Raw genomic sequence first — 22,557 nt, 5'->3', positions numbered from 1 at the left:
CGTGAGCCGCGCTTGACGACGGGCCGCCCCGAACCTGTACGGGGCGGCCCGTCGCGTTTGGTGGATGCGTTATCGTATGCATCACACCGCCCAACGGAGGAACGAATGGCGAAACAACCGTCGCTCGACGATTTCCGCGTGCCGTACAGCACGCGCGAGAAGGAAGCCGCCGCATTCAAGCTCGATGCGTTCGACCCGGCCGCGAAGCCGTTCTCGTCCGGTTCGAAGGAAGCCGACCGCGAACGGCTGTCGGCCGTGTCGACCGAGCTCGACGTGCAGCAGGAACGCCTGCACACGCAGCAGCAGAAGCGCGTGCTGCTCGTGCTGCAGGGGATGGATACCAGCGGCAAGGACGGCACCGTGCGCGCGGTGTTCCGCGAGGTCGATCCGCTCGGCCTGCGCGTCGTGTCGTTCAAGGCGCCGACGCCGATCGAAGCCGTGCACGATTTCCTGTGGCGCGTGCACGCGCAGGTGCCGGCCGCGGGCGAGCTCGCGATCTTCAATCGCAGCCACTATGAAGACGTGCTCGTGCCGCGCGTGCTCGATACGATCGACAGCAAGGAATGCGAGCGCCGCTACCGGCAGATCCGCGATTTCGAGACAATGCTCTCCGAGAACGGCACGACGATCGTCAAATGCTTCCTGCATATCTCGAAGGACGAGCAGCGCGCGCGGCTGCAGGCGCGCATCGACGATCCGACCAAGCACTGGAAGTTCGACATCGCCGATCTCGACGCGCGCAAGCACTGGGACGCGTACCAGTCCGCGTACCGCGACGCGCTCGCCGCGACGTCGGCCGAGCATGCGCCGTGGTACGTGATCCCGGCGGACTCGAAGACGCATCGCAACGTGATGATCGCCGAGCTGCTGCTGCGCACGATGACCGACATGAAGCTGGAATTCCCGCCGCCGAAGCCCGAACTCGAAGGCGTGAAGATCCGTTAAGCTGCCACCCTGTAAAACATCGAACTGAACGGAACCCGACATGATGCGAGTGATTACCGCCAACCTGAACGGCATCCGCTCCGCCGCGAAGAAGGGCTTCTTCGACTGGCTCGGCGAGCAGAACGCCGATTGCGTGTGCGTGCAGGAAATCAAGGTATCGGCCGACGACCTGCCGACCGAATTCGTCGAGCCGCACGGCTTCAGGAGCTATTTCCACCACGCCGAGAAGAAGGGCTACAGCGGTGCGGGCGTGTACAGCCGCCACGAGCCCGACGACGTGATCATCGGCTTCGGCAGCAGCGAATTCGATTCCGAGGGGCGCTACGTCGAGGCGCGCTACGGCAAGCTGTCGGTCGTGTCGGTGTACGTGCCGTCCGGCTCGAGCGGCGAAGAGCGCCAGCAGGCGAAGTACCGCTTCATGGACGAGTTCATGCCGCACCTCGCCCAGCTCAAGAAGAAGCGCGAAGTGATCCTGTGCGGCGACGTGAACATCGTTCACAAGGAAATCGACATCAAGAACTGGAAGAGCAACCAGAAGAACTCGGGCTGCCTGCCGGAGGAACGCGAGTGGCTCACGAAGCTGTTCGACGACGTCGGTTATGTCGACGTGTTCCGCACGCTCGACCAGCGCCCCGAGCAGTACACGTGGTGGAGCAACCGCGGCCAGGCGTACGCGAAGAACGTCGGGTGGCGGATCGACTACCAGATCGCGACGCCGGGCGTGGCCGGCACCGCGAAGAGCACGTCGATCTTCAAGGACATCAAGTTCAGCGATCATGCGCCGCTGACGGTGGACTACGACTACAAGAAGTGACCGCCGGCGCTACGCAATGCGCGTAGCTATCGAACCGTTCGGTCGCCGGATGCAGAACGGGCCGCATGTCGAACATGCGGCCCGTTTCGTTTTTGCTTCGGCGCGGCGATCGTGCATGCCGCCCGGCAACGCTCAGTGCTTGATCGATGCCATGTCGATCACGAACCGGTACTTCACGTCGCTCTTCAGCATCCGCTCGTAGGCCGCGTTGATCTGCTGCATCGGAATCGTTTCGATATCCGACGTGATGCCGTGCTGCGCGCAGAAGTCGAGCATTTCCTGCGTCTCCGCGATCCCGCCGATCAGCGAGCCCGCGAGGCGGCGGCGCTTGAAGATCAGGTTGAACACCTGCGGCGACGGATGGTCGTGCTCCGGCGCGCCGACGAGCGTCATCGTGCCGTCGCGCTTCAGCAGGTTCAGGAACGGGTTCAGGTCGTGCTGCGCGGCGACCGTGTCCAGGATGAAGTCGAAGCTGTTCAGGTGCGCGTTCATCTGCGCTGCGTCCTTCGAGATCACGACTTCGTGCGCGCCGACGCGCTTACCGTCGTCGATCTTCGACGGCGACGTCGTGAACAGCACGACATGCGCGCCCATCGCACGCGCCAGCTTCACGCCCATGTGGCCGAGCCCGCCGAGGCCGACGATGCCGACCTTCTTGCCGGGGCCGACGTTCCACTGCCGCAGCGGCGAGTAGGTCGTGATCCCCGCGCACAGCAGCGGCGCGGCGCCGGCCGGGTCGAGCGTCTCCGGCACGCGCAGCACGAACGCCTCGTCGACGACGAGCTGCGTCGAATAGCCGCCGTACGTGACGTCGCCCGTCACGCGATCCTGGCCGTTGTAGGTGCCGACGAAGCCGTTCTCGCAATACTGCTCGAGGCCGTCGGCGCAGCTCGCGCAGGTGCGGCACGAATCGACGAGACAGCCGACGCCGACCAGCTCGCCGACCTTGAAGCGCGATACCTGCGGGCCGGTCGCGGTCACGCGGCCGACGATTTCATGGCCCGGCACGACCGGATAGATCGTGTTGCGCCATTCGTTGCGGGCCTGGTGCAGGTCCGAGTGGCAGACGCCGCAATAGAGGACGTCGATCTGGACGTCGAGATCGCGCAGCGCGCGACGCTGGAATTCGAACGGGGCGAGCGGCGATTGCGAATCGGTCGCCGCGTAGGCATAGGTTGTGCTCATGCAGGGGGCTCCTTGTCCGGGATGGATATCCGGCGAAACAGACTGCCGTCGCATCATGTGGCGATGCGGCGAGGCAGGACGTCATCGTAAGGAGCGCGGCGCCGCGGCGAAATACACGAAGGTCTGGAAGATTTGCCTATTCCTCTCGAATTGCACGCGAACGGCCGTCAAAACGTATTCAAGGTGCTACATTTCGAGCCAGATTCTCTTGCCGGACAGGACCACGCCGATGAGCTTCCAGCCCCTTTTCGCCGACACGGGCGAGCGCGTGCAGCGCCGCATGATCGAGCTGCACACGCGCCTCGCGCCGAACGAGGGCGACACGCTCGCGGCGCTCGACGGCGTGCGCTTCATCCGCGTGAGCCGTCCCGTGCCGCGCATGCCCGTGCTGTACGAACCGAGCATCATCGTCGTGTGCCAGGGGCGCAAGCTCGGCTATCTCGGCGACCGCTCGTTCGTCTACGACGCGCAGCAGTATCTGGTGCTGTCGGTGCCGCTACCGTTCGAATGCGAGACCTTCGCGAGCATGGACGAGCCGTTTCTCGCGATCTCGATCCGCGTCGATCTCGCGGTGATCGCCGAGCTCGCGATCCTGCTCGACGAGACGCTCGGCGCGGCCGCCAGCGAGCCGCTCGGCGTCTATTCGACGCCGCTCGACGCGCCGCTGGCCGACGCGGTGGTGCGGCTGCTCGAAGCGCTCGCGTCGCCGCACGACACGCGTGTGCTGGGGCCGGCAATCATGCGCGAGATCGCGTATCGCGTGCTGACGGGCGCGCAGGGCGACGCGATCCGCGCGGCGCTCGTGCAGCAGCATCACTTCGGCCGCATCGCGAAGGCGCTGCGGCGCATTCACGTCGACCTGAAGGCCGACCTCGACGTCGAGACGCTCGCGCGCGAGGCCGGGATGAGCCTCGCGGTGTTCCACGCGCAGTTCAAGCACGTGACGGCGACGTCGCCGATGCAGTACGTGAAAGCCGCGCGGCTGCACCAGGCACGGCTGATGATGGTGCAGGACGGAGTCGGCGCCGGCACGGCCGCTGCCCGCGTCGGTTATGCGAGCGCGTCGCAGTTCAGCCGCGAGTTCAAGCGGCTGTTCGGCCGCAGCCCGGGTGACGAGGTGCGCTGGATGCGCGAGAGCGGCAGCCGTCCGGCGGGCGCGGCGTCGGCCAGGCCGGCCGCGGCAGATGTCGGCGCGTGACGATCGGCGTCGCGCGCCGCTCAGCGCCGCACGATCTTGCGTCGCTGCGCGCTGATGCCCGCGTAGTCGGGCAGCGTGTCGATGCGCTTGGCCGTAGCCTTCGCGTACAGCGGCATCAGGTCCGGCAGGCGGTTCAGCAGATCCTGGCGCCGGGCCGTGCTGTACGGGTGCGTGTAGATGAAGCCCGACGCCTTGTTCGCGCGTGTCGCGACCGCGAGCTTGTCCCACAGCGTGATCGCCGCGCGCGGATCGAAGCCCGCACGTGCGGCGATGTCGCCGCCGATCACGTCGGCTTCAGTCTCGTCGGTCGGGTCGTAACGGAGCGCCTGCAGGCGCTCGCCGAGGTTCAGTGCCTGAGGCAGCGGATCGCCGACGCCGAACAGCGGCGGCAGCGTAGCCGCGCGCAGCGACGTCTGCGAGGTTGCGCTGAAGTTGCTGCGCGCGTGTTCGCGCAGCGCGTGCGCGATGCCGTGCGCGAGCAGCACGCCGAGCTCGTCGTCGTTCAGGCGGATGCGCTCGAGCAGGCCGCCGTACACGAGCACCTTGCCGCCAGGCAGGCAAGTCAGGCGGATGTCGCGCGAGCGGATCGCGTTGACGTCCCACGCCCAGTTCTTCACGCGATCGTTCCACTTCACCGAATACGGCGCGAGCTTCGCGACGATCGCGCGCAGACGCTTCACGCGCGGCTGGTTCGCGCCGAGCAGACGGTTGCTGTCGGCGGCCGCCTGCACGATCTGCGCGTATTCGTTCCCGGTGAGCTGCTCGAGCAGCGGCGACGGAAGCAGCGTGCGGAACGCGATCTCGTTGCCGTAGCGGACCTGCTGCGGCGTCGGCGTATACGCCTTCGCCGACACGGCGGCGCCGGTCGGCTGCGCGGCTTCGGCGGCGGACGGCGGGACGGGCGCGGCGGAAGTCGCCGGCGTGGATGACGTTGCCTGCGCAGCGGCCGGCGCGGAGCCCGCCGCGGTCGAGCCGGCGTCGGCCGCGTGCGCGAACCCCGCGGCGAGTGCCGCGGCACCGACGCTCAGCGAAGCCGTAACGCGCGCGACGCGGTGCAGGCGGTTACTGAGCACGGCTGGCCTCGCCGTTGCGTGCGGCACCGTTCCACGGCGCGATCCTGAACAGCAGCAGCATGCCGGGAATCGCGAGCGCGGTGCACACGATGAAGTAGTCGAACCAGCCGATCTTTGCGACGATGAAGCCGCTCGCGGCCGATGCGAGCGTGCGCGGCACCGATGCGAGGCTCGTGAACAACGCGAACTGCGTGGCCGTGTAGCGCGGGTCGGTCGTGCTGGCGATATACGCGACGAACGCGGCCATCGTCAGGCCCGTCGTGAACGTTTCGACGCCGTAGACGATCGCGAGCGCGACCGTCATCGGGCTGAATTGCGGCGCGACGGCAATGCCGAACACCGACAGCGCCGAGGCGATCGCATGGCTTGCCGAAACGGTGAAGTCGTAGAGCACCGCGAGCACGGGCGAACCGGGGCCGAGCTGCGCAAGCCACGCGAAGCCGAGCGTCGACACCATCTGCAGCGCGCCGAAGATCCACAGCCCGCGGCCGATGCCGATCTTCACGAGCCAGATGCCGCCGATGATGCCGCCGGCGACGCTCGCGACGAGCGCGGTGGTTTTCGCGACGATGCCGATCTCGGTGCGCGTGAAGCCGATGTCGAGGAAGAACGACGTCGACAGCGTGGTGGCCATCGTGTCGCCGATCTTGAACAGGAAGATGAACGCGATGACGAGCAGCGCGCCGGTCCAGCCGTCGCGCTGGATGAATTCGCGGAACGGCAGCACGATCGCGTCGCGCAGGTTGCGCGGCGGTGCGCCGACCACTTCGGGCTCGCGCACGACGAGCGTCATCAGGATGCCCGGCAGCATGAACGCGCCGGTAATCGCGAACACGACGTCCCACGGCATGTGATCGGACAGGATCAGCGCCAGCGAGCCGGGGATCAGCGCGGCGAGCTTGTACGCGTTCACGTGCACCGCGTTGCCGAGGCCCTGCTCGGTGTCGCGCAGCAGCTCGCGGCGGTACGCGTCGATCACGATGTCGGAGCTCGCGCCGAAGAACGCGACGAGCGTCGTGAGCGCGGCAACCGTCCAGATCGAATCGCGCGGCGACACGAAGCCGAGCGCGGCGATCGCGCCCGCGACCAGCACCTGCGTGAGCAGCATCCAGCCGCGCCGGCGGCCCGGCTGCCAGCCGGGCAGGCGCGGCAGGTAGCGGTCCATCAGCGGCGCCCACAGGAACTTCCACGTATACGGGAACTGGATCAGCGCGAACAGGCCGATTTCCTTCAGGTTCACGCCCTCGGAGCGCAGCCATGCCTGCACGAGGTAGACGAGCGTGAACAGCGGCAGGCCCGACGTGAAGCCCAGGAACACGCAGATCAGCATGTGCGTGTTCAGATAGGCTCGCCAGCCGGGGTGATCCTCGTGAGCGGTGAGTGCGGGCGCCTCGTGTGGCGTTTTCGACATGGACTGGAACTGGGTAGCGTTGACTGATTGCGGCGGCAGCGCGCGGCGGGGGGAGCAGCGCGGGCCAGGCCCGGCGTCCGTCGACGACCCCCCGGCTCAGCTGCGCTTGACGCGGTAGACAGCAAGACTACCACGCCAGTTCGCTCCCCATCGAATCGGCTGGCCTTCGTGCAGCACGACGCGGTCGAGGATCGTGACGCCGACTTCGGGTGCGAGCGCCTCGAAATCCTTGATCGTCAGCACGCGCACGTTCGGCGTGTTGTGCCACTGGTACGGCAGCGATTTCGACACGGGCATCCGGCCGTGCAGCACCGACAGCCGGTGCGGCCAGTAGCCGAAGTTCGGGAACGACACGATGCACTCGCGGCCGACGCGCGCCGTTTCGCGCAGGATCGCGGCCGTCTGGTGGATCGTCTGCAGCGTCTGCGACAGGATCGCGATGTCGAAGCTGTGGTCCTCGAACAGGCGCAGGCCGTCCTCGAGGTTCTGCTGGATCACGTTGATGCCGTTCTTCGCGCTCGCGAGCACGCCCGCGTCGTTCAGTTCGATGCCGTAGCCGGTGACGTCCAGCTCCTCCATCAGCAGCGCGAGCAGCGAGCCGTCGCCGCAGCCGAGGTCGAGCACGGTCGAGCGCGGCTCGACCCAGCGTGCGATCGTGCGGAAGTCCGCGCGCGCGGACAGGGAATTCAGCGCTTGCTGGTTCATACGCCCACCTCGTTGGCGATTCGTTCGTAATACGCGCGGATCAGGTTGTGATAGCGCGCGTCGTCGAGCAGGAACGCGTCGTGGCCGTGCGGCGCGTCGATCTCCGCGTAGCTGACCGTGCGCTTGTTGTCGAGCAGCGCCTTCACGATCTCGCGCGAACGCGCGGGCGCGAAGCGCCAGTCGGTCGAGAAGCTCGCGATCAGGTATTTCGCCTGCGTTTGCGCAAGCGCGGCGGTAAGGTTGCCGTCGAACGCCTTCGCCGGATCGAAGTAGTCGAGCGCGCGCGTGATCAGCAGGTAGGTGTTCGCGTCGAAGTAGTCGGCGAACTTGTCGCCCTGGTAGCGCAGGTACGACTCGACCTCGAACTCGACGTCGAAGCTGAAGTTGTACGCGTCGAGCGCGCCGTCGGCGCGGCGCAGCGCGCGGCCGAATTTCTCGGCCATGTCGTCGTCCGAAAGATACGTGATGTGGCCGATCATCCGCGCGACGCGCAGGCCGCGCTTCGGCTTCACGCCGTGCGCGTAGTAGTCGCCGCCGTGGAAGTCGGGATCGGACAGGATCGCCGAGCGCGCGACCTCGTTGAACGCGATGTTCTGCGCGGACAGCTTCGGCGTCGACGCGATGTCGATGCAGTGCGCGACGCGCTCCGGATACATCAGGCTCCACGCGAGTGCCTGCATCCCGCCGAGGCTGCCGCCCATCACGGCGGCGAAGCGCTCGATGCCGAACGCATCGGCGACGCGCGCCTGCGCATGCACCCAGTCCTCGACGGTGACCACCGGATAGCGCGCGCCGTACGGCTTGCCGGTCGACGGATCGATGCTCATCGGGCCGGTCGAGCCGAAACACGAGCCGAGGTTGTTCACGCCGATCACGAAGAAGCGGTTGGTGTCGAGCGGCTTGCCCGGGCCGACCATGTTGTCCCACCAGCCGGTGCTGCGCGGATCGTCCGCATAGACGCCGGCGACGTGATGCGACGCGTTGAGCGCGTGGCAGACGAGCACCGCGTTCGAGCGCGCGGCGTTGAGCTCGCCGTACGTCTCGACGACGAGCTGATAGTTGCCGAGCGCGCTGCCGCTTTGCAAGCGCAGCGGTTCGGCGAAGTGCATGGTCTGTGGAGCGACGATGCCGATCGATTCCATTCGTTCCGCCTTATGACTGGGCAGCTAAATGGTGTCGGCGAGGCGCGGAGTCGGAGATGCGCGGCTGACGACCTCTTTAGCCGCATTTGTAGTGAACCGCCGGGGCAAAGACAAAATCAAGGCCCCGGCCGGTTCGCGCGCCCGCAATCGAGTCAGCAAATCGGCGCGCTTCCGACCTGCCGCCGAGGAGGCGGCAAGTCGGCAAAGTATAGCGGAAATCCGGATCACGCGAATTTCCGCGGCCCGCTGCCGGCGGTTGCGTCACCAGCGGTATTTCGCCGCGAGTTGCCCCTTGACCACCGAGTAGTCGGACAGGTTGCCTTCCACGCCGATGCTGGCCGAGATGGCGAATCGCCTGGCGATCTGGCCGGTGGCGCCGATCCGGAGTGCCACGCGATCGCGCGGGACGCTGAACGAGAACGCGTTGCCGTCGAGCGTCAGCGAGCGCGACCCCGGGCCGTGCCACCAGTTCGCTTCGATGAACGGTCGAAGCTCGCGGCCGGACGACATTGCCGTCACGCCGTGCACGCGCACGCCGACGCGGGTCAGCACGTCGGTCGAGCGCTGCGTGTCGAGATGGCCGCCCGGCGCGGCGTGCGCGGCCGCGCGGTAGTCCGTCACGACGAGCTGCGCTTCGGGTTCGACGAAGAAACGCGTGTCGCCGCTGCGGTGGAACAGGAACGAATGGCCGGCCTCGAGCGAACCCGTGACGGTGCGCGAGCGATAGGAATCGCCGGCGAGGCTGCCGCCGACATGGTTCGCATACGCGCCATACATGACCCACGCATCGACGTACGGGCCCGACAGAATGTCGCGGTTGCCGTACCAGGTGCCGTACAGCCCCGCGTTGTAGCCTGATACGCTGCCGCGCGCGGTGGCGTTCGTCATGCGCTGTTCGATCGGGTTCCACAGCGGCCGCGTCGACCAGTTCGTCTGGCTGCCGTACAGGCCCATCGCGCCGATGCGAACGCTGCCGCCGCGGCCGTCGTCGAAGCGGAACAGGTCGGCGCCCGCATGAATCAGGCGACCGTTGCCCGATACGCTGCGCGCACCGCCCGACATCGACATGAACTGCCCCTCGGCGCGCAGCCAGGCGGCGCCGTCGAGCGCGTGCGGTGCCGCCTCCGTCTCCGTCGCTCGCAGCGAGCGGTCTTCGCGCTGGTGCAATGTATGGATCGCCATCGTGGCTGCCGCGTCGGCGTTCGCCAGATACGCGTCGGGCTCCGGTGCGGCGGCGCGCTGCGGCGGCGGCTCGATTTCCGGCTGGACCGGCGGATCGGGGTCGACGAGGCCGGGGGGCGCAGGCGGTTCGGTTTTCGCGGCGGAGACCAGATGCCAGTCGTCCGGCCGACCGCCGTTCCCGCCGCGCTTGAGCATGTAGTCGTAGCCGCCCGCGGACAGTGTGCCGAAGCCCTGCCGGTAGCCGTCCGATGCCGCGTCGAGCGAGAAGGCCGCGGCATCGGTGGTGCCGCCGTTGCGGGTTTCGACGATCGGGATGCCGACCGTCGTCTGCGCGCCTTCGCCGCTCGTGCGCTTAACGACGATGCCGGTGTCGCCCGACGCGTGGCCGCCGTCGATCACGAGCCGGTCGGTGGGCGACGCGTCGTCGCGCAGCGCGGTATGGATGACCAGCTTGCCGTTGCGGGCCGCATAGTCGCCGTTGACGACGAGCGTGCGCGGCGCGGGCGGCGTGCCGGCGTCCGGCGCTGCGAATGCGATCGTCGAGTCGTTCAGCGCGACGGATCCGACCGACGAATCGGAGGTGACGATCCAGCGGCTGTCGGTATCGAGCGACAGCGTGCGGACAGCGTCCGTTGCGCCGCGCCATGTCGACGCGCCGGACAGTGCGACGTCGGTCACGGCGGAAGTCGGGCTGCCGTCGTCGGCCGGCTGATTCACGATGTCGCCCGCCGCTTGCGCGCCGGTGTCGAGCGTCAGGCGCACGGGCGCGCCCGACTGGGCCCGGACCGACAGCAGCGTGCCGGTGCCGCTGGCGGCGCGGGCGCTGTTCTGCAGCGTGACGTCGGCGTCAGACGCGTCGAAGGCCGCATGCCGCTCGCTGAAGAGCGAGCCACCGTCGGCCGTCAGCCTGCCGCCGTGGACGCTCGCGGCAGGCGCGGCGTTGCCGGTTGCGCGGGCATCGGTGCGCAGCAGGTCGATGCTGCCGCCGGCGCTTGCATGGAGGGCTGCGGCCTCGTTGCCGCGCGTCTCGACGGTTGCGTCGACGAGCGACGCAACCGACCCCGTGCCGGCGGACATCGCACCGCGCGCGCGCTCGCCGGTCGTCACGATGCCGCCGTGTGTCATCGTGACCCGGCCGCCGAGCCGGGCCAGTGCGCCGACCGAACGGGCGCCGGTGGTTGTCACCTGCGTATCGATCGCGTCGATGGTCGGCGTGTGGGTATATTCCATCGATGCGTACAGCCCGTGTGCGCTGCGGCCGTGCGTGACGATTTGCGTACGCGCGAGCTCGACGTGCCCTTCGCGGGTGTCCACGCCGAGCGCGTAATCGCCACCGGTTTCCAGATGGCTGTCGCTGAAGGCGACAGCCGACGCGCCGGGCAGGTACAGCGCCGACGCGTAGTCGCCATCGGTCCGGATACCCGTGCGATTCAGCGTCGCACGGACGCCGTCGTAGCTGATGGCCACGCCATGGGCAAACAGGCCGCTGGTGCGAATCAGCGTGTTGGCGACGTCGATGACGCCGCCCGGCACGTAGTTCGCCAGGATGCCATACGCCTCCTTGCCCCGCGTGACGATGACGCTGTCGGCGATGCGGAGCCGGCTGCCGGCGCTGTAGACGGACGCGCCGTGCGAATAATCGCCGTCGGTATCGATCGAGATGCGTTCCGCGCTCGCGCTGCCGCCGTATCGGATGTCGATGCCGGCACTGGAGCCGCCGCGGGTGCGGATTTCCGTATCGCTCAGCCTGGCGCTCGAGCCGGCGCCTTGCGCGGCCGCGCCCGCCGCGAAATAGGCGGTGGAGAACACGCGCGTCTTGCCGGTCGTCACCAGCGCGCCGCCATTGACGGCGGAAAGCACGGCCTTGCCCGGTTGCGTCGTCGAATAATCTCCCGGCGCGATTTCAAGCACGACACCGTCCGCCTGTTGCGTCCCGCCGTTGGTCACCTGCGCGGCCGACGGCCATGGCACTGCCGCCCCCGCAAGCAATGCCGAATGGGCGAGGCGTCGGGCTGCCCTCAGCCGGGAATGTCGGAATCTGCGATTCACCATTTCACCTGAATTTATCTGCAATTAGATAAACGTAACCCGAAAGGTGATGGGGTGAAATTGGACGAGTTCGAATTCGCGGGGGCATTCGCCGCCGGCAGAAGCAGGCGGGAAGGTGCGAGCCGACGCGGCGGAGCGGCCGCACCGTCCGTCGTCGAATGCGCGAAACCGGTGTGCGTTGCCGGACAGGGGCCGGCGCGGCGCTACTGCAGGATCAGCCGCAAATGCGCGTCGGCCTGCTCGCCGGGCGATTTCTGGAACCCGCCTTTCGCAAAGCGATGCCACCTGCCGATCACGTAGCTGACGAGCAGGCTCGCCCGTGCAGCCGGATCGTAATCGGCCGGCAGCACGAACGGCGTTGCACCGTCCTGCGGCGCATTCGCCTCCGTGCGCGCAACCCGCAGGCATTGCTTGACGGTCGCTTCGATGCGGTCGAGCAACTGGTTCACGCGCTCGGTGAGCCGCTCGTCCTCGCCGACCAGCGCCTCGCCCGTCAGCACGCGCGTCATCCCCGGGTTCTTCGCGGCGAAATTGAGCATCGTCAGCGCGATCGTGCGCGCCTGCAGCACGCCGTTCGGCTCCTTCGCGACGATCTGGTTGACGAGGCCGAACAGCGACTGCTCGATGAACTCGATCAGCCCTTCGTACATCTTCGCCTTGCTCGGGAAATGGCGGTACAGCGCGGCTTCCGACACGTCGAGCCGGGCCGCGAGCGCGGCCGTCGTGATCTTCTCGCGCTTCGGCGCCTCGAGCATCGCCGCGAGCGTCTGCAGGATCATCACGCGGCGCTCGCCCGGCTTCGGGCGCGGGCGGGAGGGTGTGGCCTGGCCTTCCGTTACGGCTTGGTCCTGCGGGTAAGTCGGCTGCATTTCTGTCGCCCCGATCGTGTGCCCAGTCGCAGCGATTTTAACGAACGAATCCGCTGGTCGACGTAATGCGGGCGGCCGGTACCCGGCAGGTGGCCGGGAAGATGGCCGGTAATCCAGACCGTGCCGATGCCGAGGCGCTTGTAGCGCTTCAGGTGGTCGCGCGTATCCTCGACGAGGATCGCATCCGAAAAGCGCGCACGCGAGGCGCGCAGCGTCCGGCGCAGCATCGTGTGGTCGGGCTTCGCGCGCCACGTGCGGCGGTCGCGCATGTGCTCGATCGCGATCACGCGCTCGAACAGCCGTTCGATGCGCAGTTCGCGCAGCACCGCGCGCGCGTAGTTCTCCGGCGCGTTGGTCAGCACGAACTTGCGGCCCGGCAGCGCGGCGATGATGTGTGCGAGGCCGCGCTCGGCGCGCACCATCGCGGGGAGATCGGAAAACGTGTGAACCGCGCGCAGGAAGTCGTGCGGATCGATCGGGTGATGGCGCGTGAGGCCGAGGAGCGCGGCGCCGTAGCGCTGCGTATAGCCGGTGCGCAAGCGGTCGGCTTCGGCGCGCTCGACCTTGAGCGCATCGATGATGTATTGCGTCATCGCACGGTTGATCTCGGGAAAGATCGCGTGCGATGCGTGGTGCAGCGTGTTGTCGAGATCGAACAGCCAGACGGGCGCGCCGGCGCGCGGCCGGCTGCGCGAGATGCGCCGGCGCCGCAGCGGGGCCGGCAGGTCGGGGCTGGCGGTCTTGCGGCGCGTGCTCAATGCGAGCGGATCATCGTGCCGAACGGCTGCTCGGTCAGGATTTCCAGCAGCACCGAGTGCTCGATCCGGCCGTCGACGATGTGCACCGACTTCACGCCGCTCTTCGCGGCGTCGAGCGCCGACGAGATCTTCGGCAGCATGCCGCCGGAGATCGTGCCGTCCTCGAACAGCGCGTCGATCTCGCGCGCGGACAAATCGGTCAGCAGGTTGCCGTCCTTGTCCATCACGCCCGGGATGTTGGTCATCATCAGCAGCTTCTCGGCGTTCAGCACCGTGGCGAGCTTGCCCGCGACGAGGTCTGCGTTGATGTTGTACGACAGGCCGTCTTCGCCGAAGCCGATCGGCGAGATCACCGGGATGAACGCGTCGTCCTGCAGCGCCTTCACGACTGCCGGGTTGATCGCCTCGACTTCGCCGACCTGGCCGATGTCGATGTACTGGCCCGGGTTGTCGCGGTCCGGCATCAGCAGCTTGCGCGCGTGGATCAGGCCGCCGTCCTTGCCCGTCAGGCCCACCGCGTGGCCGCCGAAATGGTTGATCAGCGTCACGATGTCCTGCTGCACTTCGCCGCCCAGCACCCATTCGACGACTTCCATCGTCTCTTCGTCGGTGACGCGCATGCCCTGGATGAAGGTGCCGGCCTTGCCGATCTTTTTCAGCGCCTGATCGATCTGCGGACCGCCGCCGTGGACGATCACCGGATTGATGCCGACCAGTTTCAGCAGGATCACGTCGCGCGCGAAGCCTTGCTTGAGCCGCTCTTCCGTCATCGCGTTGCCGCCGTATTTGATGACCACGGTCTTGCCGTGGTAGCGGCGGATGTACGGCAGCGCCTCGGCGAGGATTTCTGCTTTCAGCGTGGGGGCGATCTGCGAGAGGTCGATGGGCTCGGACATGGCGGCGGCTCAGGCTGGGAACGATTGAAACACGGCGAATTGTACAGGAGTGGCGCAGCGCAGCATCGTGTTTTTGGGTGGGCCGGAGCGCTGGCGGCGCGGCTCGGACACCGCACGCAGCGGCCCGCCGGCTATGGCGCTGTGGGATGCGGGCGACGGTGCGCGGGCGGCGGCGGCGGGCAGGTTCGCGTGCGCTCGCGACGAACCTCGGCCGGGCGGCCGGTGCGCAAAATCCGTGCGCCGCGCTATGCTTGTCGCTTGGGGCGACTTCACGCCCGTTTCCGCGATTGCGCCATGACCGATTCCGCCGCCGACGCCCGTTCCGCCCCGCGCCGCGCGCGCTGCCCGCACTGCGGGCGCGGCTTCGATTGCGGCGCGCTCACGCAGCCGTTCGACTGCTGGTGCGCATCGATGCCGGCGCTGCCCGGCGGCACGCAGCCCGCGGCCGGCGTGCGCTGCCGGTGCCCCGAGTGCCTGGCCGACGAGATCGCGCGGCGCATGGCCGGCGCGACCGGCTGACGGAGCCGGCCGGGCACGCGGTGCGCTCCGTGCCCGCGCTTCGATCCGGCCCCGCTGGAGGCACCGCCCGCTAAACGGGTAAACTGCCCGGATGCAACGAATCACCACCACCGGACGCGTCAACCTCAGTCATCTGTTCTGGCTCCGCAATCTCGCGATCGTCGGCCAGCTCGTGACGATCGGCGTCGTGCAGACCTATTTCGGCGTGCATCTGCCGCTGCCTGCGATGCTGATGGTCATCGCGCTCGAAATCGTTTTCAACGCGCTGACCTGGGTGCGCGTGCTGCGCGCACGGCCCGAGACCAATTTCGAGCTGCTCGGCCAGCTGTGGGTCGACCTCGGCGCGCTGTCCGCGCTGCTGTTCCTGTCGGGCGGCACGACCAACCCGTTCGTGTCGCTGTACCTGCCGTCACTCGCGATCGCGGCGGCCGTGCTGCCGTGGCACCTGATGATCTGGCTCGCGGCGTTCGCGGTCGCGTGCTATGCGGCGCTCGGCTTCGATTCGGTGCCGCTCAACATGGACAATCCCGCGAACCTGTTCGACTACTACCGCACCGGGATGTGGGCGAACTTCATGGTCAGCGTCGGGCTGATCGCGTGGTTCGTCGCGCGCATGTCGAATGCGCTGCGCCAGCGCGATGCGGCGCTCGGCGAAGCGCAGCAGCACCTGCTGCGCGACGAGCGTGCGGTCGCGCTCGGCGTGCAGGCCGCCACCGTCGCGCACGAGATGGGCACGCCGCTGTCGACGATCGCGATGCTCGCCGAGGAATTGCGCGACGCGGCGCGCGCCGATCCGGGGCTGGCCCGCTACGAGGCCGACCTGAAGGTGCTCGAGGAACAGATGACGCTCTGCACGTCGGCGCTCGCGCGCCTGCGCAGCCGCGCGAGCGCGCCCGCGAGCCGCCAGCCGGTGGACGACTGGCTCGACACGTTCGTCGAACACTGGCGCCTGCGGCATCCGCACGTGCAGTTCGAGCTGCTCGGCGCGCGTCCGGCGGGCGTCGCGCTCGACGACACGGTCGCGGCCGGCCAGATCCTGACGATCCTGCTCGACAACGCCGCGCGCGCGAGCCCGCGGCGCGTGACGCTGGCCGCGAAGGTCGCGCACGACCGCGCGGCCGACGAGATCGAATTCGAGGTATGCGACGACGGGCCCGGCATTCCGGCCGCGCTGCGCGAATCGCTCGGCGCGATGCCGGTCGACAGCACGCAGGGCGGGCACGGGGTCGGCCTGTATCTCGCGTTCAGTGCGGCCGTGCGGCTCGGCGGCGCGATCGAACTGTCCGATGTCACGCCGCGCGCGGCGGGCGGCAACGGGCGGGCCGGCGGTGCGGCGAACGGCCAGGCTGCGGCTGCATCGGGCCAACGCGCGGGCGAACGCATGGCCGAACGAACGGCAGGCACGCCGGACAGCCGCGCGGCCGGCGCAACCGCCGGGCGCGGTACGCGGGCCGTGCTGCGCCTGCCGGTCGTGCGCGTCGCGGCGCCGGCCGCCTCAACCAACACGTAGACGGAGAAACCACATGAGCGAGAACAATTTCCTGGTGATCGACGACAACGAGGTGTTCGCGGGCACGCTCGCGCGCGGCCTCGAGCGGCGCGGTTACGCGGTCCAGCAGGCGCACGACAAGGAGACGGCGCTCAGGCTCGCCGCGGGCGGCAAGTTCCAGTTCATCACCGTCGACCTGCATCTCGGCGAGGATTCGGGCCTGAGCCTGATCGCGCCGCTGTGCGACCTGCAGCCCGATGCGCGGATTCTGGTGCTGACCGGCTACGCGAGCATCGCGACCGCCGTGCAGGCCGTGAAGGAAGGCGCCGACAACTATCTCGCGAAACCCGCGAACGTCGAGTCGATCCTGGCCGCGCTGCAGACCAACGCGACCGAAGTGCAGGCCGACGAGGCGCTCGAGAATCCGGTCGTGCTGTCGGTCGACCGGCTCGAATGGGAGCACATCCAGCGCGTGCTCGCGGAGAACAACAACAACATCTCGGCGACCGCGCGCGCGCTGAACATGCACCGCCGCACGCTGCAGCGCAAGCTCGCGAAGAAGCCGGTGCGGCAGTAAGTCCGGCGTGACGCGCGCCGCGGTCGTCGCGGCGGGTGTCGATGCGGTACGACGGGCGTCGCGGGTTGCGATGGGCGATCGGTATGCGGGCAGGCCGTGCCCGGCTGTCCGCCGGACGCACCAATGAAAACGGGCGGCCCGCCGGGCCGCCCGTTTCGCATTCGCCGCCGCGCGCGTTACAGCACGTAGCGCGACAGATCCTCGTCCTGCGCCACTTCGCCGAGCGCGCGGTCGACATACGTCGCGTCGATCGTCACGCGCTCGCCGGCGTGATTGCCGGCCGAGAACGACACTTCCTCGAGCAGTTTCTCGATCACCGTGTACAGCCGGCGCGCGCCGATGTTCTCGGTCTTCTCGTTGACCGCATACGCGATCTCCGCGAGACGGCGGATGCCGTCCTGGGCGAATTCGAGCTGGACGTCTTCGGTCGCGAGCAGCGCCTGGTACTGCTTGACGAGGCTCGCGTCGGTTGCATCGAGGATCGCCTCGAAGTCTTCCACCGACAGCGATTCGAGCTCGACGCGGATCGGGAAGCGGCCCTGCAGTTCCGGAATCAGGTCGCTCGGCTTCGCGAGGTGGAACGCGCCGCTCGCGATGAACAGGATGTGATCGGTCTTCACCATCCCGTACTTCGTGTTGATCGTCGTGCCTTCGACGAGCGGCAGCAGGTCGCGCTGCACGCCCTGGCGCGACACTTCGCCGCCGCTGCCTTCATTGTTGCGCGACGTGATCTTGTCGATCTCGTCGAGGAACACGATGCCGTTCTGCTCGACGTTCTGCACGGCCTTCGTCTTCACTTCCTCGTCGTTGAGCATCTTCGCCGCTTCCTCGTCGGTCAGCAGCTTCAGCGCTTCCTTGATCTTCACCTTGCGGCGCTGCTTCTTGCCGCTGCCGAGGTTCGAGAACATCGAGCGGATCTGCTCGGTCATCTCTTCCATCCCGGGCGGCGCCATGATGTCCATGCCGACCGACGGCTGCTCGAGGTCGAGCTCGACTTCCTTGTCGTCGAGCTGGCCTTCGCGCAGGCGCTTGCGGAACGTCTGGCGCGTCGCGTTGTTGTCGTCGTTCGCGTGCTCGGCATTGCCGCCGAAGCCCACCGCGCGCGGTTGCGGCAGCAGGATGTCGAGGATGCGGTCTTCCGCCTGGTCGGTCGCCTTGCTGCGCACCTTGCGCATCTCGGATTCGCGCGTCTGCTTGACCGAGATCTCGATCAGGTCGCGCACGATGCTGTCGACGTCGCGGCCGACGTAGCCGACTTCGGTGAACTTGGTCGCTTCGATCTTGATGAACGGCGCATCGGCGAGCTTCGCGAGGCGGCGCGCGATTTCGGTCTTGCCGACGCCCGTCGGCCCGATCATCAGGATGTTCTTCGGCGTGATTTCCGTGCGCAGCGGATCGGCGACCTGCTGGCGGCGCCAGCGGTTGCGCAGCGCGACCGCGACGGCCTTCTTCGCCTTGTTCTGGCCGATGATGTGCTTGTCGAGTTCCGAGACGATCTCGGCAGGGGTCATGGTGCTCATGGGGCGGTCCTTACTCGATCGTTTCGATGATGCGGTTGTGGTTCGTGTAGATGCACATGTCGCCGGCGATCCCGAGCGACTTCTCGACGATCTCGCGCGGCGACAGCTCGGTGTTCTCGGCGAGCGCGCGGGCCGCGGCCTGAGCGTACGCGCCGCCCGAGCCGATCGCGCAGATGCCGCCTTCGGGGTCGAGCACGTCGCCGTTGCCGGTGATCACGAGCGTGGTGGTCGCATCGGCCGTGATCAGCATCGCCTCGAGGCGGCGCAGCATCCGGTCGGTGCGCCAGTCCTTCGCGAGCTCGACGGCCGCACGGGTCAGGTTGCCCTGGTGCTTCTCGAGCTTCGCCTCGAAGCGGTCGAGCAGCGAGAACGCATCGGCGGTGCCGCCCGCGAATCCGACCAGAACCTGGTTGTTGTAGATCCGCCGCACTTTCCGCGCGCCACCCTTCATGACGATGTTGCCGAGGGTTACCTGGCCGTCGCCGCCGAGCGCGACCTTGTCGCCGCGCCGGACCGAAACGATGGTCGTGCCGTGAAATTGCTCCATCTGCGTTCCTTGAGAAAAACGGGGAAGAGTCGGGCAGCGCGAGGCGCCGCCGCGTGAATCGCAGTGCGCCGGGGAGCGGCCCGGCGCGCGTCCGTTTCATTTTAGGGCGGGCGCGGCGATATCAAGAGGCGGGAGGCAAATCGGCCGGTGGGGAACCGGTGCCGGAAAAACAAAAAGCGCGCGGCAGGCCGCGCGCTTTCGGGAAGCAGCGTGTCGGAGCGGAACGCCGCTCGATCAGTCGCCGAACAGCTTCTGGCGCAACTCGCGGCGCTCCTGCGCCTCGAGCGACAGCGTGGCCGTCGGACGCGCGAGCAGGCGCGGAATGCCGATCGGCTCGCCGGTTTCCTCGCACCAGCCGTAATCGCCGGAATCGATGCGGGCGAGCGACTGCTGAACCTTCTTGAGGAGCTTGCGTTCGCGATCGCGCGTGCGCAGCTCGAGCGCGTGCTCTTCCTCGATCGTCGCGCGATCGGCGGGATCGGGGACGATCACCGTTTCGCGCAGGTTCTCGGTCGTCTGGCCTGCATTCTTGAGGATGTCCGCCTGCAACTGTTCGAGCCGATTTTTGAAGAAGGCGAGCTGATCCTCATTCATGTAATCCTTGTCGCTCATCTTCAGGATTTCGGCTTCGGTCAAGAGTTTCTTCGTCATCTGCTTGCTTCTTCAATGTGCGGCAAATCAAGAGATATTGCCTGCACTTTGGGATTACCCGCAACCGCGTTTGCATTCATTTGCGATTTGCCGCCGCGGGGCCGAAAGCCTCTGGAAAAACCGGTTCTCAAATACCAGGATAGGCCTGGCGCGGATTTGCGCGCGCGGCGAACCGGTGTGCTGCGCGGCAGATCGCATCGGCCGCGGCCGGGTGGCGGATTGGCGATCCGGCGCGGTTGCGATGCCCGGAAAACTGGTTCAGCAAGAACCGGGCCTGTTTGTTGCCGTACTCCAGCGGGCACGTATTGTAACTGAATCGCAAGCGGGCGCCGTATCGGGTCGATCCCCGTCGGCTGCGCCAATATCTAGAAAATATAACGCGCAAATCGCGAAAAAGCGATGACGGCGAAACCCTGCCCGCACGCCGCCGCCGGGGCCGCCGCGAAAGCGGCGGCGCGGGCGGGGCGCAAAGGGGCAAAAAGGGCCGCAAACGCGGCGCCCGCGCACGTCAGGCGAGGCAGGCGTCGAGGCCGTCGGTGATCAGGTCCTGCGGCAGGTCGACGCCGATGAAGACCATCTTGTTGGTCTTCTTTTCGGCCGGCAGCCACTTGGCGGCGAGGTCGCTGCCCATCATCTGGTGCACGCCCTGGAACACGACCTTGCGGTCGACGCCCTTCATGAACAGCACGCCCTTGTAGCGCAGCATCCGCTCGCCGTAGATCTGCAGGATGCCGCCGAGGAAGTCTTCCAGCTTGTTCGGGTCGAACGGGCGGTCGTTGCGGTACACGAACGACTTGATCTTGTCGTCATGGTGCGCGTGGTGGTGATGGTGGTGGCCGTGGTCGTGATCGTGCGCGCATTGACCGTGATCGTGGTCGCAATCGGCGTGATCGTGATCATGGTCGTGATCGTGGTGGTGGTGCGCGTGATCGTCCTCGGCGAGGAAGTCGGGGTCGATCTCGAGCTTCGCGTTCAGGTTGAAGCCGCGCAGGTCGAAGATTTCCTTGATGTCGGCTTCGCCGAAATTCACGACCTTGATCGCGGCCCTCGGGTTCATGTGCATCAGGCGGTGCTTGAGATCGGCGACGGTCTGGTCGTCGACGAGGTCCGACTTCGTGATGAACAGGCGGTCGGCGAAACCGACCTGGCGCTGCACGACTTCGTGTTCGTCGAGCTGTGCGTCCGCGTGTTTCGCGTCGACGAGCGTGATGACCGCGTCGAGCAGGAAGTCGTCGGCGATTTCGCTGTCGATGAAGAAGGTTTGCGCGACGGGGCCCGGGTTCGCGAGGCCGGTCGTCTCGATCACGATGCGGTCGAAGTCGAGCTTGCCTTCGCGCTTCTTCGCGGCCAGATCGCCGAGCGCGCGTGCGAGGTCGCCGCGGATCGTGCAGCAGATGCAGCCGTTGCTCATCTGGATGATCTGCTCGTTCGAATCCTGCACGAGGATTTCGTTGTCGATGTTCTCTTCGCCGAACTCGTTCTCGATCACGGCGATCTTCATGCCGTGCTGTTCGTTCAGGATGCGCTTGAGCAGCGTCGTCTTGCCGCTGCCGAGAAAGCCGGTAAGGATGGTGACGGGAGTGGCCATGTCGGTCGCCTGTGGTTCGTGAATCGGGGTCAAAACCAGGATGTGCGTCGCGCCCTCGCGCTGCGAGCCGGGGCGCACAACCATCCATTGAAACATACCTGTCAAGCCCCCGCCCGTCGTCCGGACGACAGGCGAAAGCGCTGGCCCGCCAGGCGGGGCCGGCGGACCAGGGTGTCCGCCAAGATCGGGGCGATCAGACGATTTGCAACAGCAGGCCCTTCAGATATTCGCCTTCCGGGAACGCGGCGAGCAGCGGGTGATCGACGCCCGCGCCGAGCCGCTTCAGGATGCGCGCATCGACCTTCGCGTCGGCTGCCGCGCCCGCGACGATCTTCTGGAACAGGTCCATGTCGATCGCGCCCGAGCACGAGTACGTGAACAGCAGGCCGCCCGGGCGCAGCAGCTTGAAGCCGCTCAGGTTGATGTCCTTGTACGCGCGCGCCGCGCGATCGACGCTGTCGCGGGTCGGCGCGAACTTCGGCGGATCGAGCACGATCAGGTCGAAACGTTCGCCTTCGTCGACGAGGCGGCGCAGCGTCTTGAATGCGTCGGCGTCGAGCCAGGTCGCGCGTTCGGCATCGAAGCCGTTGGCGACGACGTTCTGCTGCGCGAGCGCGAGCGCATCGCCCGACGAGTCGATCGACACGACGCGTTTCGCGCCGCCCTTGAGCGCCGCGAGCGAGAAGCCGCCCGTGTAGCAGAAGCAGTTCAGCACGTCGCGGCCGGCCGCGTACTGCGCGACGAGCGCGCGGTTGTCGCGCTGGTCGACGTAGAAGCCCGTCTTGTGGCCGTTCGGCACGTCGACGTGATAGCGCACGCCGTTTTCGTTCGCGATCAGCGTCGCGGGCGGCGCGTCTCCTGCCAGCACGCCGGTCGTCTGTTCGAGCCCTTCCTTGTCGCGGATCGACACGTCCGAGCGCTCGTACACGTTCGGGCAGCCGGTCGCGCCGGTGAGCGCCGCGACGATCGCGTCCTTCCACGCTTCGACGCCGGCGGCCATGAACTGGCAGACGAGCTGGCCGCGCGGCGTCGCGCCGGCTTCCGCGGTGTCCGCGACGTAGTAATCGACGATCAGCCCCGGCAGTCCGTCGGCCTCGCCGAACACGAGCCGCACCGCACCCGTGCCGGACACCATCGTCGTGCGGTGCGCGACCGCGCGCTGCACGCGGCGCTTGAAGAACGCGTGGTCGATCGGCTCGTTCTCGTCGAAGCTCCACACGCGCACGCGGATCTGCGACTGCGGGCTGTACGCGCCGCGCGCGAGGAAGCGGCCGTCGTGCGTGCGCACGATCACGGTTGCGCCGGGCGCGGGCTTGCCGTCGACGCGGTCGATCGCATTGGCGTAGATCCACGGATGGCGACGCAGCAGCGATTTTTCCTTGGACGGCTTGAGTGTGACGGTTTGCATGATGGGATCGAAATGGGCCGCGCCCGAAGCC

The 22,557-nt window shown here is 67.5% G+C and carries 20 protein-coding genes; 6 read left to right on the top strand and 14 right to left on the bottom strand.

Annotation, left to right across the window (positions count from 1 at the left end):
* Positions 1-105 precede the first annotated feature (105 nt).
* Together BT264_RS11270 and BT264_RS11265 are read left to right on the top strand one after the other, a co-directional pair.
* On the top strand, positions 106-945 hold the full coding sequence (locus BT264_RS11270; protein WP_072437601.1) for a polyphosphate kinase 2 family protein: 840 nt from the start codon (positions 106-108) through the stop codon (positions 943-945).
* Between the two features lie 40 nt (positions 946-985).
* Complete coding sequence (locus BT264_RS11265; protein WP_072437600.1) at positions 986-1,759, top strand: exodeoxyribonuclease III; 774 nt, start codon at positions 986-988, stop codon at positions 1,757-1,759.
* A 132-nt stretch (positions 1,760-1,891) separates the two neighbouring features.
* Here the strand turns inward: BT264_RS11265 and BT264_RS11260 are convergent, their stop codons facing one another.
* On the bottom strand, positions 1,892-2,944 hold the full coding sequence (locus BT264_RS11260) for an NAD(P)-dependent alcohol dehydrogenase (RefSeq protein WP_072437599.1): 1,053 nt from the start codon (positions 2,942-2,944) through the stop codon (positions 1,892-1,894).
* 229 nt (positions 2,945-3,173) lie between these two features.
* Between BT264_RS11260 and BT264_RS11255 the strand changes: the two genes are divergently transcribed.
* Complete coding sequence (locus BT264_RS11255) at positions 3,174-4,142, top strand: AraC family transcriptional regulator (RefSeq protein WP_072437598.1); 969 nt, start codon at positions 3,174-3,176, stop codon at positions 4,140-4,142.
* Between the two features lie 20 nt (positions 4,143-4,162).
* On the opposite strand, the gene BT264_RS11250 is transcribed toward BT264_RS11255, so the two are convergent.
* The 8 genes from BT264_RS11250 to argB all read right to left on the bottom strand — a co-directional run bounded on the left by BT264_RS11250 (position 4,163) and on the right by argB (position 14,227).
* Entirely contained in the window at positions 4,163-5,215 is a 1,053-nt protein-coding gene (locus BT264_RS11250; RefSeq protein WP_072437674.1) for a M48 family metallopeptidase, read from the bottom strand.
* On the bottom strand, positions 5,205-6,626 hold the full coding sequence (locus tag BT264_RS11245) for an AmpG family muropeptide MFS transporter (protein ID WP_072437597.1): 1,422 nt from the start codon (positions 6,624-6,626) through the stop codon (positions 5,205-5,207). Before BT264_RS11245 ends, BT264_RS11250 begins: the two co-directional genes overlap by 11 nt.
* 96 nt (positions 6,627-6,722) lie before the next feature.
* Positions 6,723-7,331 carry a methionine biosynthesis protein MetW gene (metW, locus tag BT264_RS11240; protein WP_034179337.1) on the bottom strand — a complete coding sequence of 203 codons (609 nt, stop codon included), beginning with the start codon at positions 7,329-7,331 and terminating at the stop codon, positions 6,723-6,725.
* The gene (locus BT264_RS11235; RefSeq protein WP_072437596.1) at positions 7,328-8,473 is read right to left on the bottom strand and encodes a homoserine O-succinyltransferase MetX; all 1,146 of its coding nucleotides are present in this window, start codon (positions 8,471-8,473) and stop codon (positions 7,328-7,330) included. Before BT264_RS11235 ends, metW begins: the two co-directional genes overlap by 4 nt.
* 261 nt (positions 8,474-8,734) lie before the next feature.
* On the bottom strand, positions 8,735-11,626 hold the full coding sequence (locus BT264_RS11230) for an autotransporter family protein (protein WP_256260615.1): 2,892 nt from the start codon (positions 11,624-11,626) through the stop codon (positions 8,735-8,737).
* A gap of 281 nt (positions 11,627-11,907) precedes the next feature.
* On the bottom strand, positions 11,908-12,573 hold the full coding sequence (gene slmA / locus BT264_RS11225; RefSeq protein WP_072437594.1) for a nucleoid occlusion factor SlmA: 666 nt from the start codon (positions 12,571-12,573) through the stop codon (positions 11,908-11,910).
* Complete coding sequence (locus tag BT264_RS11220; protein WP_072437593.1) at positions 12,540-13,331, bottom strand: pyrimidine 5'-nucleotidase; 792 nt, start codon at positions 13,329-13,331, stop codon at positions 12,540-12,542. Before BT264_RS11220 ends, slmA begins: the two co-directional genes overlap by 34 nt.
* Positions 13,328-14,227 (bottom strand): acetylglutamate kinase, encoded by a 900-nt coding sequence (argB, locus tag BT264_RS11215; protein WP_006754950.1) that lies wholly within the window; start codon positions 14,225-14,227, stop codon positions 13,328-13,330. The genes BT264_RS11220 and argB overlap by 4 nt, the downstream gene beginning before the upstream one ends.
* A 294-nt stretch (positions 14,228-14,521) precedes the next feature.
* Between argB and BT264_RS11210 the strand changes: the two genes are divergently transcribed.
* The 3 genes from BT264_RS11210 (at position 14,522) to BT264_RS11200 (ending at position 16,812) form a co-directional block, all read left to right on the top strand.
* On the top strand, positions 14,522-14,746 hold the full coding sequence (locus BT264_RS11210) for a cysteine-rich CWC family protein (protein WP_072437592.1): 225 nt from the start codon (positions 14,522-14,524) through the stop codon (positions 14,744-14,746).
* 91 nt (positions 14,747-14,837) lie between these two features.
* The gene (locus tag BT264_RS11205; protein ID WP_072437591.1) at positions 14,838-16,256 is read left to right on the top strand and encodes an ATP-binding protein; all 1,419 of its coding nucleotides are present in this window, start codon (positions 14,838-14,840) and stop codon (positions 16,254-16,256) included.
* 13 nt (positions 16,257-16,269) lie between these two features.
* On the top strand, positions 16,270-16,812 hold the full coding sequence (locus BT264_RS11200; RefSeq protein WP_011546464.1) for a response regulator transcription factor: 543 nt from the start codon (positions 16,270-16,272) through the stop codon (positions 16,810-16,812).
* 176 nt (positions 16,813-16,988) lie between these two features.
* Here the strand turns inward: BT264_RS11200 and hslU are convergent, their stop codons facing one another.
* From hslU to BT264_RS11170, 5 genes are all read right to left on the bottom strand, one after another.
* Positions 16,989-18,332, bottom strand: a complete 1,344-nt coding sequence (hslU, locus tag BT264_RS11195; protein WP_072437590.1) for an ATP-dependent protease ATPase subunit HslU — start codon at positions 18,330-18,332, stop codon at positions 16,989-16,991.
* Between the two features lie 10 nt (positions 18,333-18,342).
* Positions 18,343-18,879, bottom strand: coding sequence for an ATP-dependent protease subunit HslV (hslV, locus tag BT264_RS11190; protein WP_006755256.1), 537 nt, complete (start codon positions 18,877-18,879; stop codon positions 18,343-18,345).
* A 234-nt stretch (positions 18,880-19,113) separates the two neighbouring features.
* Complete coding sequence (gene dksA, locus BT264_RS11185; protein ID WP_006477498.1) at positions 19,114-19,530, bottom strand: RNA polymerase-binding protein DksA; 417 nt, start codon at positions 19,528-19,530, stop codon at positions 19,114-19,116.
* A gap of 508 nt (positions 19,531-20,038) precedes the next feature.
* Complete coding sequence (locus BT264_RS11175; RefSeq protein ID WP_175749039.1) at positions 20,039-21,214, bottom strand: CobW family GTP-binding protein; 1,176 nt, start codon at positions 21,212-21,214, stop codon at positions 20,039-20,041.
* A 97-nt stretch (positions 21,215-21,311) separates the two neighbouring features.
* Positions 21,312-22,526: a class I SAM-dependent rRNA methyltransferase gene (locus tag BT264_RS11170; protein WP_072437589.1), complete on the bottom strand. Its 1,215-nt coding sequence runs from the start codon at positions 22,524-22,526 to the stop codon at positions 21,312-21,314.
* Positions 22,527-22,557 lie beyond the last annotated feature (31 nt).

The sequence above is a fragment of the Burkholderia sp. NFPP32 genome (assembly GCF_900119325.1).
In the GTDB taxonomy this organism is placed as follows: Bacteria; Pseudomonadota; Gammaproteobacteria; order Burkholderiales; family Burkholderiaceae; genus Burkholderia; species Burkholderia pyrrocinia_C.
The sequence above is the reverse complement of the archived record's forward strand: the minus strand, read 5'-3'. Positions and strand labels throughout refer to the sequence as shown.

Excerpts from the sequence above, each read along its gene's own strand:
- BT264_RS11255 (WP_072437598.1), top strand. The coding sequence starts at position 3,174 with ATGAGCTTCCAGCCCCTTTTCGCCGACACGGGCGAGCGCGTGCAGCGC.
- slmA (WP_072437594.1), bottom strand. The coding sequence starts at position 12,573 with ATGCAGCCGACTTACCCGCAGGACCAAGCCGTAACGGAAGGCCAGGCC.
- BT264_RS11260 (WP_072437599.1), bottom strand. The coding sequence starts at position 2,944 with ATGAGCACAACCTATGCCTACGCGGCGACCGATTCGCAATCGCCGCTC.
- BT264_RS11170 (WP_072437589.1), bottom strand. The coding sequence starts at position 22,526 with ATGCAAACCGTCACACTCAAGCCGTCCAAGGAAAAATCGCTGCTGCGT.
- BT264_RS11235 (WP_072437596.1), bottom strand. The coding sequence starts at position 8,473 with ATGGAATCGATCGGCATCGTCGCTCCACAGACCATGCACTTCGCCGAA.
- BT264_RS11270 (WP_072437601.1), top strand. The coding sequence starts at position 106 with ATGGCGAAACAACCGTCGCTCGACGATTTCCGCGTGCCGTACAGCACG.
- BT264_RS11210 (WP_072437592.1), top strand. The coding sequence starts at position 14,522 with ATGACCGATTCCGCCGCCGACGCCCGTTCCGCCCCGCGCCGCGCGCGC.
- hslU (WP_072437590.1), bottom strand. The coding sequence starts at position 18,332 with ATGAGCACCATGACCCCTGCCGAGATCGTCTCGGAACTCGACAAGCAC.
- hslV (WP_006755256.1), bottom strand. The coding sequence starts at position 18,879 with ATGGAGCAATTTCACGGCACGACCATCGTTTCGGTCCGGCGCGGCGAC.
- BT264_RS11265 (WP_072437600.1), top strand. The coding sequence starts at position 986 with ATGATGCGAGTGATTACCGCCAACCTGAACGGCATCCGCTCCGCCGCG.
- argB (WP_006754950.1), bottom strand. The coding sequence starts at position 14,227 with ATGTCCGAGCCCATCGACCTCTCGCAGATCGCCCCCACGCTGAAAGCA.
- BT264_RS11205 (WP_072437591.1), top strand. The coding sequence starts at position 14,838 with ATGCAACGAATCACCACCACCGGACGCGTCAACCTCAGTCATCTGTTC.
- dksA (WP_006477498.1), bottom strand. The coding sequence starts at position 19,530 with ATGACGAAGAAACTCTTGACCGAAGCCGAAATCCTGAAGATGAGCGAC.
- metW (WP_034179337.1), bottom strand. The coding sequence starts at position 7,331 with ATGAACCAGCAAGCGCTGAATTCCCTGTCCGCGCGCGCGGACTTCCGC.
- BT264_RS11175 (WP_175749039.1), bottom strand. The coding sequence starts at position 21,214 with ATGTTTCAATGGATGGTTGTGCGCCCCGGCTCGCAGCGCGAGGGCGCG.
- BT264_RS11245 (WP_072437597.1), bottom strand. The coding sequence starts at position 6,626 with ATGTCGAAAACGCCACACGAGGCGCCCGCACTCACCGCTCACGAGGAT.
- BT264_RS11200 (WP_011546464.1), top strand. The coding sequence starts at position 16,270 with ATGAGCGAGAACAATTTCCTGGTGATCGACGACAACGAGGTGTTCGCG.